The organism is Streptomyces sp. NPDC001508 (assembly GCF_040298665.1).
Classification (GTDB): domain Bacteria; phylum Actinomycetota; class Actinomycetes; order Streptomycetales; family Streptomycetaceae; genus Streptomyces.
On sequence record NZ_JBEPAP010000002.1, the window covers coordinates 7242 to 23260 of the forward strand.

Here is a 16019-nt window from a genome sequence, read left to right on the forward strand (position 1 = left end):
CGCCTGACCGCCGCTTCCCGTGTTCCCGTTCGCCCGCGGCCCCGCCTGACCGCCGCTTCCCGTGTTCCCGTTCGCCCGCGGCCCCGCCTGACCGCCGCTTCCCGTGTTCCCGTTCGCCCGCGGCCCCGCCTGACCGCCGCACCCGCCTTCCGCGTGTCTTCGAGAAGGTCTCCCCGCGCACCGCAACCCCGGTCGCCGGAACCCTGGTCGTCGCCGTCGTCTTCGCGCTCCCGGCGGCCTTCGCCCCGCTGGACGCCGTGATGAACCTGTGCACCATCGGCACGCTCGCCGTCATGGCCGTCGTCAACATCGCGGTGATCGCCCTGCGCCGCCGGGAACCGGGACTCGCCCGCACCTTCCGGGTGCCGCTGCACCCGGTGCTCCCGCTGCTCGGTGTCGGCTTCTGCCTCTATCTGATGTACGAGACCGGCCGGCGGACCTGGATCCAGTTCGCGGTGTTCCTCGGCGTGGGGCTGCTGGCGTACCTGGGCTACGGCTGCCGGCACTCCACGCTCGCCGGGGCCGCCCGGGCCGAGGTCACACCCGACGCCACTGACGCGGCACGGCAGGCAGTCTGAACCACACCGCCTTGCCGGAGCCGGTGGGGCGGTGGCCGCAGGACGAGCTGAGGGTCCGGATCAGCAGCAGCCCGCGCCCGCCCTCCTGCCACAGGTCGGGCTCCTCGACGGTCGGACGGGTCAGGTTGCCGGGCGGCGCCGGGTCCGGGTCGTGCACCTCGACCTGGCAGCCGGACGGCCGCAGCTCCACCACCAGTTCGATCGGGCCCCGCCCGGCGGTGTGCTCCACCGCGTTGGCGACCAGCTCCGCCGTCAGCAGCTCCGCGGTGTCCCGGTCGGCCGGGTGCTCCAGCTCCGCGAGGGCGTTGCGCACCAGGGCACGCGCGACCGGCACGGCCGCGGTGGTGTGCGGCAGCGCGATGCGCCAGGAGGCCGAGGCGGAGGGGCGTTCGTGCACGGTGGTTCCGTTCATGGAGCAGGCTGTCCAGCTTGCAACCTCAGAAAGGGTACGGTGCCGGTTCCCGGAGAGACTGGACGGGTACCGTTCGGCCCCGCTACGAGCCGGCCTACCCGGGCCGACGGTCCACCCCGCGCCTCCGGTCAGGTTGTTACCGCGCTCTTGTCGAGCCGTGACCGATGTGGCCGAATCCCGACGCTTCACGGTCCCGCCCGCCCCGCTCTCTGTCGCGTTCTCCTGACGGCGGTCGGAAATCGGTGATGACTTCTTGGGGCGGAGCCACGTGCGGAACCGGCCGCGCCCGAGGAGGCCGCACCTCATGAGCCCCTTCACCGGCTCCGGCGCCCGCACCACCATCCGGGACCAGCACAGGGGGGACCGCAGGGAGGGCGTCGCGAACGTCACCCTCGCCCGCCCCTTGGCAGACGGCCGCCGTGACGTCCTGGGTGAGCGCGGGCCCGTCGGCACCCGCGGTGATCATGCCACCGCGAGACGTCCCGCTGGTCGGCCGGCCGCGGTCCGGTCGACCGCGGCGCGTGGGCCGCGGCGGACTCCTCGTCCAGCGCGTCGTGTGGGGGCCGCGGCGACCTCTTCGTCCAGCGCGTCGATCGTGGTGATCTCGGAGGCGACGTCCGAGGGACGGACCGTCACCCGGTCGCCCACGCGCAGCGGGCCGGACACCAGATGCCCGGCGTAGCGGCGGGCGTCGCCGTGCCGGACGACGTACCGGACCGGGCAGCCGGCCGGGACGTCGAGCGGGCTTTGCGGCGGCCCGGATCACGGCTCCGTGAACTCGGCGCCCGCGTCCCGCAGTCGGGCGTGCAACTCGTGGAACACCTCTGCCGAACGGGCGCCCGGCCAGCCCGTGGGCACCAGGTGCGCCGGCAGCCCGGGGTCGGTGTAGGGCAGGCGCCGCCAGGAGTCCAGGGCCAGCAGGTAGTCGCGGTACGCCTCCTGGGGCGGGGTGTCCGAGCGCCGCTGCCAGGCGTGCAGCACGGGCGCGTGCGCGTCCAGGAACGCCTCGTGCTCCTTGGCGATGGCGGCCAGGTCCCACCAGCGGGTGACCGCCTCCACGGTGGGCGCGAAGCCCAGGTGCTCACCGCGGAAGAAGTCGACGTACGGGTCGAGGCCCAGCCGCTGGATGATGTGCCGGGCCTCCATGTGCAGCCGCGCCGGAGCGATCCACACCCCGGGCGCCGCCGTGCCGAAGCCCAGGCCCGCCAGCCGTGAGCGCAGCACATGCCGCTTCTGCCGCTCCGACTCCGGCACGGAGAACACGGCGAGCACCCAGCCCTCGTCACCGGGCGGCGCGGACCCGTAGATGCGCGGATCACCGTCGTCGAGCAACTGCCGTGCCTCCGGGGAGAGTTCGTACCCGGCCGCGCCCTGCTCCGTACGGGCGGGCAGCAGCAGCCCGCGCCGTTTCAGACGGGACACCGACGAGCGCACGGACGGCGCGTCCACACCGACCGCGGCCAGCAGCCGGATCAGCTCGGCGACGGGCACCGGACCGGGCATGAAGCGGCCGTACGCGCCGTAGAACGTGACGATGAGGGACCGGGGGGCGTGCTGCTCGGACACGTTGATCATCTTAGGTGTTCTTGATCATTGCGGGTCACCTTGGGTACGGAGGGTACGGAGTGAGGGCTGGCCGCGCAGTTGCTCGCGACCCGGTGGGGGTGTGACGCGCCACTGGTTGGGTGATCTCGCCGCAGCGGGTCCGGGCAGCCGGTATGACCTGAGGCAACCCCCACCACTCCACGATCTCGGGAGGTACCCCATGCCCGTACGCCCCGTTCTCGGCGCGGCCGTCGGTGGCGTCGCGCTGCTGCTCGGCGCGCTCGCGCCGGTGACCGCATCCGCCGCCCCCGCCGAGCGCGTCACCGTCGGCTCCGTCGGCCGGATCGCCGCCGACGGCACCGTCGTCCTCACCGGCACCTACCGGTGCCGCGCGGGCATCGGCCCCGTGTTCGTCAGCTCCTCGATCGGCCAGAGGTCCACGTCGGCCCGCTACGGCATCGGCGGCACCCGGGCGCTGTGCGACGGCGCCGAACACCGCTGGGTGAACTCCGGCACGGTGCCGTCGGACCGGATCGCCCCCGGGGCGGCGCACGTCGAGGCCACCGTCATGGAACTGCGCCCGCAGGGCGGCCTGCCGCTGCCGTACTTCCACGCCACCGGTCGGCAGGACGTGAGGCTCGTCGCGCGCTGACCCGCGTCGCCGGCGCCCGTCCGCCCCGGCTGGAGGCGCGCCGGTTCACGACTCCAGCCTCGACGGTGCGGGAGGCGAGCCGTCCTTCCTGCGGCTGCATGATCAGCCCTGGTCAGGCGTGGGGCTTTTGCTTGGTTCGTCCCTTGCGTAGGAAGCGCCGCAAGCGGGTCTCCGGCCAGGTGTTGATCACATCGTCCCGGGTGAGCCAGCCGCGCTGCGCCGTCCCCACGCCGTAGCGCATGTTGGCCAGGTGCAAAACGGAATGCGCGTCGCTGTCGACGGCGAACCTCACTCCGTGCCGCCGGGCCCGCAGGATGTCCTCGTCGCGCAGGTCCAGCCGGTCCGGATGGGAGTTGATCTCCAGGGCGGTGCCGGTGCGCGCGCACGCGGCGAAGACCTCGTCGAGGTCGGCGTCGAGGGGCGGACGCTTGCCGATGATGCGGGTGGTGGGGTGACCGATGATGTTGACGTACGGGTTCTCGCAGGCCCGCACCATCCGCCGGGTCAGTGCCCCGCGGGTCTGGTTGAAGTGCGAGTGCACCGAGGCCACGCACACGTCGAAGCCGGCCAGGAACTCCTCGGGCCAGTCGACGCCGCCGTCCGGGTCGATGTTCAGCTCCACGCCGTGCAGCAGCCGCATGCCGCGCCGCCCGCCCCGCCGGCCGAGCGTCCCGTCCAGCTCCCGCACCCGCTCGCGCTGGGCCAGCATCCGTTCCTCGGTCATCTGCTGCATGTACAGGTTCGGCCCGTGGTCGGTGATCGCGTAATAGGCGTAGCCGCGCGCGGCGGCCGCCTCGGCCATCTCCTCCAGCGGCGCGAGCCCGTCGGTCAGGTCGGTGTGGGTGTGCAGGTCACCCCGTAGGTCCGGCTCCCGCACCAGCTCGGGCAGCGCGTCGCGCAGCCCGGCCTCGATCTCCCCGCGGTCCTCGCGCAGCGGCGGCGGGATCCAGGGCAGCCCGAGCCGGGCGTAGACCTCCTCCTCGGTCTCGGAGACGATCTTCTGCCCGCTCTCGACGTCGAACAGCCCGTACTCGGACAGCTTCAGCCCCTGGTGCACGGCCAGCTCCCGGGTACGGATGTTGTGGGCCTTGGAGCCGGTGAAGTACTGCAGCGCCGCGCCCCAGGAGTCCGGCGGTACCACCCGCAGATCCACGGCCAGCCCCTTGACGGTGCGTACCGAGGTCTTCGCCCGGCCGTGCGCGATGACCTCGGAGACGTACGGCAGGCCGGTGAAGGCGTCCATCAGCGGGCCCGACTCCTCGGCCGCGACGAGGACGTCGATGTCCCCGATCGTCTCCCGCACGCGGCGCAGCGACCCGGCGTAGGTGCAGCGGCGGCAGCCGGTCACTCGGGACAGCTCCGCGACGATGTCGTCGGCGAGATCCATGGCCACGTCGAGCAGCACCCGGTCGCCGGAGGACTGCAACAGCTCCACGCCGTGCAGGATGTTCTCCTCCGTCCTGGGGCCGAAGCCCTTCAGGTCGCGCAGCTTCTCGGCGTGGATCGCGTCGACCAGCTCGTCGACCGAGGAGACGCCGAGTTCTTCGTAGACGGCCAGTGCCTTCCTCGGGCCGAGCGTCGGGATGGCCGTCAGCCGCCGGACCCCGGCTGGGATCTGCGCGCGCAGTTCGTCGACCGCGGACACACTGCCGGTGCGGAAGTACTCGGTGACCTTCTGTGCGATCGACGTGCCGACTCCGGGGATCTCCCGCAGCCCTTTGGCATCGAGGGTGGACACATCGGCGTGATAGCCGCCGATGGCACGCGCCGCCTTCTCGTAGACGCGTGCCTTGTAGGCGTCCCCGCCGGTGATCGAGATCAGGTCCGCGTACTCCTGGAACAGCGCCGCGACCTCGTCGTTGGACCGAGCCATGCGGTCCGAGTAGGCAGGAACGCCGGGTTCATTCCTTCCCGCGCGCGCCGGTCACGCCGGGGCGCGCGATGGAGCCCGGCGCGCCCGGTCGGTCCCGTCGATTTCCGCGTCGATGTCCGCCGTCGGTTTCTGCCCTCGATTCTCCCCTCCGACGGCGTCCCGAAGGCGTTCGACGGCGTTCGACGGGCGCGGACGGGCATGGGCGGGCGCGGCAGGGGGCATTCAGTAGCTATGGAAGGCGCGCCTGTGATTGTGCAGCCGCCGAGCCCTGACGGCGGCAGGCGGGTCACGATCCGCGGCGAGTACGTGGGCACCGCCTATCACCTCCTCGATCTGGTCGAGTTCCTGCGCCGGACCGGCCTGCCCGAGACCGACACGACGCTCGACGACCCGGACCTGATCGAGTGGCGCGGCGGCGGCCCGAAGGCATGGACCCCAGCCGAGTGACCTACCGCCCCGCTCCCCGCCCCCGGCGCTTGCGCGGCGCGGCTGGGTGGCACCACTCAGGAGAGGACTGAGAGATGAGCGAGCGGGTCAAGGTACAAGTACTACTGCTGTTCGGGGACCTCGCCGAGATCGTGGCGGACGCCCCCCGGAGGAGCGCGCGGAACCGTAGCGCCACCCGGCCGGGGAGATCGAGATGTCAGGGCGGGGGTGAGAGCCCCGCACCAGACGCCGGTCGAAAACTCCACAGAGATGAAAGCCAAAGGACGCGGACGCGGCCGATGTGCCCGGCCTTCCGGGCCTCCTGGACGAGGCGGGTGATCAGGATCCGGACAGGGCTGCGCTTGAAGTCCGATGTACACCAGGGGCGGCGGTCGAGGGTCGGGACTCATCGATAGTGGGCGTCAGCTGGCTTTGAGGGGCTCTCCGGCTGCGTCGTACACCTGCCCAGTGATGGCGTTCACGCGGTACATATCAACAGCCGCCTCCGCCTGCGAATCATCGCTCTTCCCATTGCTGGGCCACGTCACGTTCACAAGCCAATTCGGCTGCCAACTACCGTCCTGCTCGACCGCTTTTACAGTAACAGCTTTGGTGTTGAATTCTGCGCCAGTGTTTCCGTTGGCTCGGAGCAGTACGGCTACCGCCTCACTTACAGCCTTTTCGGCCTGCCTGGCGTCAAGCTTGGCTCTGGGGATCTCTGCCCGAGTCGGGCCAAGGGTGACGTCAATCTGAGATACATGTCCAGCCCTGTCTACCTGGACGTCCAGCATTCTGGGCATCAGAACATTGTTGTGAGTCCATCTCCAGTTCGTCATCCAGCCAAGTTCGGCATTTTCGCCCACGGCGGACGTTTGCTTCATGGTCGCACCCATAGCCCACGGATACTTTCGCTGGGCGTAAGACTTCGCGATTCGAGAGGCTTCTATATTGGTAGACGGGGCTTTCGCGCCTGCCACCGGATATCCCATGACAGTCGACCGGTCGCTGTTCTCCAACTGTACATTCAGGTGCTTTTTGTCCGGCCAGGAAAGGCTGCCGCTACCGAAGGCTTCAGGGTGTCCCTCTTCACGGCTGAGCAGGATGAAGGTGATGTTGGTGCATGAGGGGACCCCACAGGGCTGCTCGTACACCCGCCCGATCTTGTAACGGTCGCCGAATGCCTCTCTTACGGCGGTCTGAACGGCCTCCTTCTGCCCGGAGTCTGCGTCGGCGAGGCTGCTACCGTCCACGTTTATGAAGTCCAGCATCGGGCGCGCAACTCCCGTTCCCAAGAGGAGCAGTGCCGCGAAGGCAATCAAAGTCCCTTTCATGCCTGCCTGCCAGGCTAGCGAACTGCCGATTGTGAGGGAAATCGCAGCGATGGCGAGCCCTATCAAACCACCGATAATGTTCATCTCGGCGTCCGAGCTATCGCATACGCGCCCTAGGCCATTAACGGTGGCCTGAGTGAACTCAATGGCCAGGGGTAGCGCGACGACGCCGAACAGGACAGGAAGCGGGCGACGGATAGCTAAGAGCGCGCATGCCCCGACGGGCACCATCATCGCAAGGTTCCACAATCCTTGCGTGGTATGGAAGGGCTCGGCGAACTTATGGTTAAGGACGCATACGCCGCTAGCCGAGCCGCCGCCCATAAACGTGACCCCGAGGACGCCGGTGAGAGTAAAGACAAGTCCGGACCACCATGCGCCGTGAGGGTTTCTCCGTTTATGGGCGACCGTCCATGCCACGCCGCCGCAAATGAGGCCGATCAATGTGCACACGGCCAGATAGGCGATGTGGTGTTGGAAGATCGCGGAAAACATGGCGTGGTTCCTTGCGTGGTCAGGTCAAGGCGAGCGGTACTGGGGGCAAGGCCCCGCCCTGGCGGGCGGGGCCTGCAGGGCTCTGGTTCAGCAGTGCGAGGCAGGCGTCTGGTACGAGCCGCCGCTGTACTTAAGCAGGCCGATTATGCTCGAGCAGTAGGCCTCGGCCCCCAGCGACCACGTCTTACTCTTCTTCTGGCCCGCGCCGATGGAGACGGCGGCGGCGTAGTGGGCGGTTCCCCCGCGCGAGTAACCAAGCTGGGCGGAGATGGTAGATCCGCCCGTCTTGTCGTACGCGGTGCTGACGACGCCGTTCGAAGCCTGGTGGACGACCAGGACGCCGTTGGACAGAGTGGTGCACCGTTCGATGGGCTCGCCGATGGAGGTGTAGCCGGAGTTGTCGCAGTACGTGGCGGCCGAGGCGGCTGGCGCGCTGAACATGACAGATCCTGCTGCGATGGCGAGGGCGATGAGAGTGGCGTTGGCTCTGCGGCGCATGGAGTTTCCTTAGGTCATGGGCATGCCAACCTCTCGGATGTGGAGAGGTTGTGCCTAGATGGAACGTGTCGTGAGTATCTGATCACAAACCGTTCACTCAGTGGAGATCATCTATAGCCATTTTGGGATCATCATCTGAGGTTCCTCTGAGCTTTCTGTGAGTCTCGACTCGCCGACCCCGCCGTGGCCGCGGAGCGCGAACGGGTAATCGCCCCGTTGTCCGCGTTGGGGAGCATGGCCCGCTCTTCGATCCGGTCGATGAGGTCGCCGCATTACGGGCGACGGCTGGGTGCGTGTGTGGTCGTGTACGTGGGGCGTGAGGTCGCCGAGGTGGCGCAATCGAGCAGCAGGCGGGGGGCGAGCTGGATGCGGACGGGCAGGCTGCGCTGGGTGAGCGCCAGGCCGGCCTCGGTGTGGGGGACGGCGGTCGCGTGGTCGTCGTCGGGGGCGCGGATGATCGGGCCGGCCTTCTCCAGCGGTTCGGCCTGGTAGGGCAGACCGCTGCGGCTGTGGACGACGCCGCCCGCCATGCCCGCCCTCGGCCGCGCCGGGCGGATCACCCAGGCGCGGCGCTTCCTCGTGGTGGGGACCCCGTGCCGGGGGCAGGAACGAGTACCCGATCGCGCGTGGTCTGCCCGGATCGCCGGGGATCAGCCGCGCGGGGGGCCCGGCAGCGGCAGGGCTCCGGTCGTGCGGGCGTGCCGGACGGCCTCCTCCGGCGACAGTCGGGTACCGCGCGTGTACGCCTCCGTGAACGCGGACCCGCCCAGGACGGTGCGGGAAGCGGCGGTGACCCGGTCGACGTCGGTGCGCTCGGCGGGCGGCAGCGGCGCCCCGGCCCGGCCGCGGGCGGCGGCGGCCGCGCCCAGCAGGACGGCGGCGCCGGAGGCGCCCGGAACCGTGCGGGACAGGGCCGCCGCGCCTGCGAGGCCCTCCAACGACAGCGCCAGGGCGCGGGGCTCGGCGAGCGCGCGGGCGATCTCCAGCCCCTCCCCGTGGTGCGCCGCCGCGGCGTGAGCGTCTCCCCGCAGTTCGGCGACGAAGCCCAGCTCGGCCAGACGGAGGTGGTCGCCCGCCCGGGACGACACAGCGGCGTAGCCGTCGCGGATGCGCAGCAGATGCGCCTCGGCCCCGTCGAGGTCGCCGGAGCGGCGCGCGCCCAGCGCGAGGCCCATCTCGGAGTGGATCTCCCCGTACTTGTAGCCCTGCTCGACGGCGATCCGGCGCGCCTGCTCGTGCAGATCGCGGGCGCGGTCCCAGGCGCCGGCGAGCAGCGCCAGACGGCCGAGCCCCGACAGCCGGGCGGACACCTCGGCCTCCAGCCCCAACTCCCTGGCCATCCGCAGCCCTTCGTGCTGACGGCGCTCGGCCTCCGCGTAGGCGCCCTTGACCTCGGCGAGCGCGGCAAGCGCGGAGACCGTCTGCAACTCGCCCCACCTGTCGCCCAGTTCGCGGAAGATCAGGGCACTGCGCAGACCGTCGCGGCCGAGTCCGGCGAGGTCGCCGCGAACCAGTGCCAGCGTCGCGCGCAGCCCGAGTGCCGCGGCGGTGCCCCACTCGTCCCGCGCGGCGGTGAACAGGGCGAGGGCGTGGTCGTTCAGCTCCTCGGCCTCGCCCGCGTCGCCCGCGCTGAACAGGCCGTACGCGCACAGCCACAGCGCGCGGGCCCGGCGCACCGAGTCGGGTACGGCCTCGCCGACGGCGGCGAGCCGGCCGCCCGCGCCACAGCCGCCCGCCGGTACCGTGCCGCCGACCGCCGTGTGATCTCCGGTCAGCAGCGCGAACGCGGTGTGCAGCAGGCCGAGTTCGGCGTACGCGGGGGCGCCGGGGGACGCCGCCGGTACCGAACCCAGGCTGCGGCGGGCCTCGGTGAGCCGGCCGCGCAGCAGCCACCACCAGGCCAGGGCGGTGGCCAGCCGGACCGCCTCCTCGGGCTCGCCCGCCGCCGCGCGGCGCACCGCCTCGTCCAGCGCCGCCCGGAGGTTGCCCGCCTCGGCGTCCAGCCGGGCCAGCCACGACCGCTGCCCGGCGCCGCGCAACCGCGGCTCGGCCCGCTCGGCCAGCTCCCGGTAGTGGCGCAGATGCCGGTCCCGTACGGCGGTGAGGTCCTCCATCTCGTGCAGCCGCTCGGTGGCGTACGCGGCGACGGACTCCAGCAGCCGGTAGCGGGGGCCGGTCGGGCCGTCCACCACGACCACCAGGGACCGGTCGACCAGCCGGGTGACGAGGTCAGGTACCTCCTCCCGGCCGACGCCGTTTCCCGCGCAGACCGCCTCGGCGGCCTCCAGATCACAGCCGTCGCGGTGCGCGGCCAGCCGGCGCAGCACGATGCGCTCGGGCGCGCTGAGCAGCTCCCAGCTCCAGTCGATCATCGCCCGCAGCGTCTGCTGGCGCGCCGGGGCGCCGCGCCGCCCGAACGTCAGCACCCGGAAGCGGTCGTGCAGCCGCGCCGCCAACTCCCGTACGCCCAGGGCCCGTACGCGGGTGGCGGCGAGTTCCAGGGCGAGCGGGATGCCGTCGAGGCGGCGGCAGATCTCGGCGACGGCCCGCCGGTCGGGCTCGTCCGGGGCGTCGGGGTCGCGCGGGAAGCCGGGGGCCGCGGCGGCCGCCCGCTCCATGAACAGCCGCACGGCGTCGTCGGGCGACAGCGGCTCCACGAGGAACACCGCCTCGCCCGGCAGCCCGAGCGGTTCCTGCCCGGTGGCCAGGACCCGCAGGCCGGGGGCGGTGCGCAGGAGCAGTTCGGCGAGTTCGGCGGCGGCGTCGACCACATGCTCGCAGTTGTCCAGGACGAGCAGGGTGCGGCGGTCCCGCAGCACGACGGCGAGGCGGTGCGGCAGCGACGGGGTGGCGGTGCCGGTGCCCGGCAGCGGGGCGGGGGCGTCGTCCCGGATGCCCAGGGTGGCGGCGACGACCTGGGCCAGGTCGGCGGGGCTGCCGGCGCGGATGCCGGAGAACTCCACGAGCCATACGGCGTCCGCCGGTTGACCGGGCCGGGCGGTGCCGTCCCGCTCGCCGGTGGCCGCCGCCACGGCCAGCCTGGTCTTGCCGACGCCGCCGGGGCCGGTGAGCGTCACCAGCCGTGACTCCGCGAGCAGCAGGGAGAGGCGGGCGAGGGCGTCGCGTCGGCCGATGAGGGGGGTGAGGGGGACAGGGAGGTTGGAGGGGGCGCCGAGACTGACGGCAAGCCTCGCGGCTGCGGTCCCCGCCGCACCTGCCGAGCCGGAGGCGCCCGCTTCCGCGGCCCCCTTCGCACCCGGTGACCCCGAACCCCCGGCCGCGCCCGCGCCGCCCCCCGCGCCCGCGCTCAGCCGCGGGTCCTGGCGGAGTACCGCGCCGTGCAGGGCGGCGAGTTCGGGGCTCGGGTCGACGCCCAACTCGTCGGCGAGGCGGGCGCGCAGGTCGTCGTAGGACGCGAGGGCCTCGCTCTGGCGGCCCGCCGCGTACAGGGCCCGCATCTGGAGCGCCCGCAGGCGTTCCCGCAGCGGGTGCCCGGCCACCAGGTCGGCGAGTTCACCGGCGAGGAGCGCGTGCCCGCCCGCCTCCAGACGGGCCTGCGCCTGCGCCTCCAGCACCGACAGCCGCTGCTCCGCGAGCCGCTGCGCGGGCCCCCGTACGAACGGCTCGCCGGCGAAGTCGGCGTACGCCGGCCCCCGCCACAGCTCCAGCGCCTCGGTGAGCAGCGCGGCTCGGGCGTGCGGATCCCCGACGGTATGGGCCTCGGTCACCAGGGCGCCGAATCGCGCGGCGTCCACCTCGTCGCCGTCGTCGAGCCGCAGCCGGTAGCCCGGCGGCTGCCGCACTACCCGCTCCCGGCCGAGGACCCGGCGCAGTTGGGAGACCTTGGCCTGGAGGGCCCCCGAGGGGCGGCCGGGAGGCGCGTCGCCCCACAGGTCGTCGATGAGCCGGTCGGCGGAGACCGGCGCCCCGTCGTGCACGAGCAGGTCCGCGAGCAGCGCCCGGACCTTGGCCTCGGGGACCTTGACCTCCCGCCCCTCACCGTCCCACACCACCAGTGGCCCGAGCACCCCAAACCGCATGGGCGCCACCGTACCCGCCCGGCGACCGGCCGGCCCCCGGACACCACGACGGCCCCGTCCGGCCCGGCGGCGACCGTCCCGAAGGTTTTCCGAAGGTTCCCCGAAGCGCCCGGACGCAGAGTCGTCCCGTGGGCGGTACCACGCACCGGCGAGGACGGGCACCCGCGGAGGGAGCGGCAACCATGACCAAGTACGCGCGCACCGAAGCCCTCGTCGCCGGCGGGGCCGACGGTATCGGCCTGGCCATCGCCAAGCGCCTGGTGGAGGGCGGGGCCACGGTCCTGCTGACCGCCCGCACCGCCGAGGAGCGCGCGCACGCCGCCGGTGAACTGGGCTCGGCCGCCCGCGTCGTCGCCCCGTCCGGCGTCGAGGCCGCGCTGGCCGCGCGCGCCGGTGACGGTGTCGACCTGCTCTTCTGCGACGCCATCCCGATCGCGCGACCCCTGCTGGGCCACCTCCGGGACGGCGGCGCGCTGGTGCTCACCTCGCCCACCCCGTGCCCCGACGCCGTACGGGCGCTGGCCGCCGAGCTGGTGGCGCGGGGCATCCGCGTCAACGCCGTGGCGCCGGGCTGTATCGAGGCGCCGGGCGCCGGCGCCGCACCCCTGCCCCCGCTGGGCCGTCTCGGCGCCGCCGAGGAGGTGGCCCGCGCCGCGCTCTTCCTCGCCACCGAAGCGACGTTCACCACGGGCGCCCGGCTCCCCGTCGACGGCGGCCTCGGCTCCCCGTGAACTGGCCCCACCGCCCTGTGAACGGACCACCGCAGTCCTCTGGACCGGCCACGCCCGTACGCGAATCGCCTCCCACCGCCACCCGCGAACCGCCCATCCCGCGAGACGGCGACCGCCGCCCCGTGAGACGGCCGCAACCGCCCTGTGAACGGGCCACCGCAGTCCCCTGGGCCGGATACCGCCCGTACGCGAATCGCCCCCACCGCCACCCGCGAACCGCCCTCCCCACGAGACGGCCACCGCCGTCCCGTGAACCGGTCCCCACCGTGTTCGCCACCCGTCCCCGCCTCCCCACCGAGGCCCCCACCTCCGATCCGGAAGACCTGGAGCACATCCCATGAGCACCGCATCCGACACGGCACGCGACGCCGCGGCGGCACCGGACCCGAAGAGCAGCGCGGGCGAGGGCGGCGAGCAGAAGCTCCCGCTGTTCGCCCTGCTCGCCCTCGCCACCGCCGTCTTCATCACCAGCCTCACCGAGACCCTGCCCGCCGGACTGCTGCCCGCGATGAGCCGGGACCTCGGAGTGAGCGAGTCCGCCACCGGCCAGACCGTCACCGTCTACGCCATCGGCACCGCCCTGACCGCTCTTCCGCTCACCGCCGCCACCTCGGCCTGGCGGCGCAAGAAACTGCTGCTCACCGCCGTGGCCGGCTTCGCCCTCGCCAACACGGTGACCGCCGTGTCGTCCGTCTACGGGCTGACCATGGTGGCGCGGTTCGTCGCCGGTGTCGCGGCCGGCCTGGCCTGGGCTCTGCTCGCCGGCTACGCGCGGCGCATGGCCCCCGTGCACCTCCAGGGGAAGGCCATGGCCATGGCCATGGCGGGCATCCCCGTCGCCCTCTCCCTGGGCGTGCCCGCCGGCACCTTCCTCGGCGACTGGCTCGGCTGGCGCGTGGCGTTCCTGTCGATGACGGCGCTCACGGTGGTCCTGTTCGGGTGGATCCTGGCCGCCGTACCGGACTTCCCCGGACAGGCGCGCGGCGAGCGGCCCAGGATGCTGCGCACCCTGCGTATCCCCGGCGTCACCCCGGTCCTCTTCGTCACGCTCGTCTTCGTCCTCGCCCACACCATCCTGTACGCCTACATCGCCACCTACCTCGACGACATCGGCCTCGGCGGCAGCACGGGCCTGGTGCTGCTCGTCTTCGGCGGGGCCTCGCTGGCGAGCATCTGGATCGTCGGCGCGCAGATCAACCGCCGGCTGCGCGGGCTGACCGTCGGCGGCGCCGTGCTGGTGGCCGTGGCGGCCGCGCTGCTGGCCGTCCTGTCGGACAGCACCGCCCTCGTCTATGTCGCGGTGGTGCTGTGGGGCCTGGGCTGGGGCGGTGTGCCGACGCTGCTCCAGACGGCCGTGGGCGACGCCGGCGGCGACCACGCCGACTCGGCGCAGGCGATGCTCGTCACCCTCTGGAACGTGGCCATGGCGGGCGGCGGCATCGTCGGCGGCATCCTGCTGGACGCGGTGGGCAGCGAGTCGTTCCCCTGGACGGTGCTGCTGCTCCTGCTGCCGGTGATCGCGGTCGTCCTGTACGCCCGCCGGGCGGGCTTCCCGGAGCACCGTCCGGTGGCCCCGGCGGAGGACGCGGTACCCGCCCCGGACCCGGCCGCCTGACGCCTCGGAGGCCCGAGGACCGACCCCGGAGAGCCGGCCGCACGGCCCACCCTCCGGGGCCGACTCGGCACCCAGCACACACCCACCACCCGCCCACCACCCGCCCATGTTCGTCCGCCGCTCGCCCACCACCCGCCCGCCGCTCGCTCGGCCGCACGCCCACCGTTCGCCCGCTGGCCCGCCCGCCGCTGGCTCGACCACAAGCCCACCGTTCGCCCGGCCGCACACCGACCGTTCGCCCGCCGGCCCGCCCGCCGCTCACCCCACCACACACCCACCGCTCGCCCGTCGGCCGGGCCGTCGCGGTTCGGGTGGTCGCAAGTTCATGATTTGTTGACACTTCACCCTGCGACCCGCCGAGCAGCGCTCCGGTACTGGTAGAGCCGCTCCCGACCCCCCGCACGCGCTCTTCGCACACGCCCGGTGACAGAGCGTTTTTCGCAGGTCAGGGCGCGAGTTCGCGAAATCGGACGGCGAACCGGGCAAACCCCGGCCCGGACGGTACTTTCGCCTCGTACGTGTGTGCCATGCAGCCACCCGGATACGGACGGCGGCGGGGAACGAGGGGGAGTGACGACACATGTCGTCGAGTGAGGTGAGCGCGGCGGTGCCCGGAGAGGGCGCGGGTATGCCGAGCTTCATGGACGAGGTGTTCCAGGCGTTCCAGCGCTCCGAGCAGCGCCGCTGGGCCCAGGCGTACCTGTGGGCGCTGCTCCACGCGTCCGGCAAGAAGACACCGCGGAGCATGGCGCTGGCGACGTCCTTACCGCCGGCCGCGGCCCACGGCCTGCACCAGTTCATCAACGCCAGCCCGTGGGACTGGACCCCGGTGCGCCGCCGCCTCGCCCGGCGGGTGGCCGCGAGCACGACGCCGCACGCCTGGACCGTCGCCGAACTCATCATCCCCAAGCGCGGCGAGCACTCGGTCGGCGTGCACCGGAGGGTCGACCGGACGACCGGACGCACCGTCAACTGCCAGCGCGCGCTGGGCCTCTTCCTGGTCACCGGCGGCCACTGCTACCCGGTCGACTGGAGTCTGGTGCTGGGCGGTGGCTGGAACGCGGACCGTGAGCGCATGCGCCGCGCGCGCATCCCCGCCGCCGAGGCGGGGCGCACGGTCGTCGACCATGTCTTCGGATACGCCGCCGGCGCGGCCGCGCAGCCGTACCTCCCGCGCCTGCCCTGGGTGCTGGACCTGACGCGCTGCGACGACGCGGCCGGCGTCCTGGCCGGCCTCGCCCGGCAGGGCGCCGACGTGGTGTGCGAGGTCACCCCCGACCAGCCGGTGCTGGCGGGGCGGCACAGGCCCGCCGCGACCACCGTGCGCGCGCTCATGGAGGTCCGGCACGCCCGGCAGACGCACGTACTCCTGCGCCAGGCCCCCGACGGCCGGGTGCGGGCGGTGCCGGTCCACACATACGCGGGCACGGTGGGGCTGCCGGGGCCCGGCGGCGGGGACGACGCCGGCGCCCGCCCGTACCGCACGCTGGAGCGGCCCGATGCGGAGGGGCGGCCGGCCCGGTACTGGCTCACCACGCTCATGGACCACCGGGTGGAGGAGGTGCTGCGGCTCGCCCGCGGACACGCCACCGCGCTCACGGCCGTGGCCACGCTCGGCCGGCGGTTCGGCGTCCTCGACTTCGAGGGCCGCTCGTTCCCCGGCTGGCACCACCACATGACCATGGCCTCGGCCGCCTACGTCTACCAGCGTCTGACCGGCGCGCCCGGCAAGGGCCCCGCGCCCCCGGACGCGCCGGCCCGCGCACCGGATCCGCAGGCCGCCGCACTCACCGGCGCGCCGCACTGACGCAGAACCGAGGAGA

At 72.8% G+C, this 16019-nt stretch carries 13 protein-coding genes; 6 read left to right on the forward strand and 7 right to left on the reverse strand.

Annotated features, from left to right (window positions below; translation table 11 throughout):
* Nucleotides 1–578 (forward strand): APC family permease (locus ABT245_RS02270; RefSeq protein WP_351727790.1); only part of this gene is annotated, 578 nt, incomplete at its 5' end.
* Here ABT245_RS02270 and ABT245_RS02275 read toward each other — a convergent pair.
* A complete protein-coding gene (locus tag ABT245_RS02275; protein ID WP_351727791.1) occupies nt 538–990 on the reverse strand; it encodes an ATP-binding protein in 453 nt (150 codons plus the stop codon). The two genes, ABT245_RS02270 and ABT245_RS02275, sit on opposite strands and share 41 nt — an antisense overlap.
* A 762-nt stretch (nt 991–1752) precedes the next feature.
* Nucleotides 1753–2565: a PaaX family transcriptional regulator gene (locus ABT245_RS02280; protein ID WP_351727793.1), complete on the reverse strand. Its 813-nt coding sequence runs from the start codon at nt 2563–2565 to the stop codon at nt 1753–1755.
* Nucleotides 2566–2755: 190 nt separating this feature from the next.
* On the opposite strand from ABT245_RS02280, the gene ABT245_RS02285 reads away from it, so the two are divergent.
* On the forward strand, nt 2756–3187 hold the full coding sequence (locus ABT245_RS02285; protein ID WP_351727794.1) for a DUF6299 family protein: 432 nt from the start codon (nt 2756–2758) through the stop codon (nt 3185–3187).
* A 112-nt stretch (nt 3188–3299) separates the two neighbouring features.
* Here ABT245_RS02285 and polX read toward each other — a convergent pair whose 3' ends face one another.
* Nucleotides 3300–5060, reverse strand: a complete 1761-nt coding sequence (gene polX / locus ABT245_RS02290; RefSeq protein ID WP_351727796.1) for a DNA polymerase/3'-5' exonuclease PolX — start codon at nt 5058–5060, stop codon at nt 3300–3302.
* Nucleotides 5061–5291: 231 nt separating this feature from the next.
* Between polX and ABT245_RS02295 the strand changes: the two genes are divergently transcribed.
* Complete coding sequence (locus tag ABT245_RS02295) at nt 5292–5507, forward strand: hypothetical protein (RefSeq protein WP_351727797.1); 216 nt, start codon at nt 5292–5294, stop codon at nt 5505–5507.
* A gap of 401 nt (nt 5508–5908) precedes the next feature.
* On the opposite strand, the gene ABT245_RS02300 is transcribed toward ABT245_RS02295, so the two are convergent.
* The 4 genes from ABT245_RS02300 to ABT245_RS02315 form a co-directional block, all read right to left on the reverse strand.
* A complete protein-coding gene (locus ABT245_RS02300) occupies nt 5909–7312 on the reverse strand; it encodes a VanZ family protein (RefSeq protein WP_351727798.1) in 1404 nt (467 codons plus the stop codon).
* Nucleotides 7313–7399: 87 nt separating this feature from the next.
* Nucleotides 7400–7753 (reverse strand): hypothetical protein, encoded by a 354-nt coding sequence (locus tag ABT245_RS02305; RefSeq protein WP_351727799.1) that lies wholly within the window; start codon nt 7751–7753, stop codon nt 7400–7402.
* 329 nt (nt 7754–8082) lie between these two features.
* Nucleotides 8083–8370, reverse strand: coding sequence for a hypothetical protein (locus ABT245_RS02310; RefSeq protein ID WP_351727801.1), 288 nt, complete (start codon nt 8368–8370; stop codon nt 8083–8085).
* Nucleotides 8371–8460: 90 nt separating this feature from the next.
* On the reverse strand, nt 8461–11850 hold the full coding sequence (locus ABT245_RS02315) for an AfsR/SARP family transcriptional regulator (protein WP_351727802.1): 3390 nt from the start codon (nt 11848–11850) through the stop codon (nt 8461–8463).
* 182 nt (nt 11851–12032) lie between these two features.
* Here ABT245_RS02315 and ABT245_RS02320 point away from each other — a divergent pair, with 182 nt between their 5' ends.
* The 3 genes from ABT245_RS02320 to ABT245_RS02330 all read left to right on the forward strand — a co-directional run bounded on the left by ABT245_RS02320 (nt 12033) and on the right by ABT245_RS02330 (nt 16003).
* Entirely contained in the window at nt 12033–12581 is a 549-nt protein-coding gene (locus ABT245_RS02320; RefSeq protein WP_351727804.1) for an SDR family NAD(P)-dependent oxidoreductase, read from the forward strand.
* 337 nt (nt 12582–12918) lie between these two features.
* Nucleotides 12919–14196: an MFS transporter gene (locus ABT245_RS02325; protein ID WP_351727806.1), complete on the forward strand. Its 1278-nt coding sequence runs from the start codon at nt 12919–12921 to the stop codon at nt 14194–14196.
* Between the two features lie 580 nt (nt 14197–14776).
* Nucleotides 14777–16003, forward strand: coding sequence for an IS701 family transposase (locus ABT245_RS02330; protein WP_351727808.1), 1227 nt, complete (start codon nt 14777–14779; stop codon nt 16001–16003).
* The last annotated feature ends 16 nt before the right edge of the window (nt 16004–16019 follow it).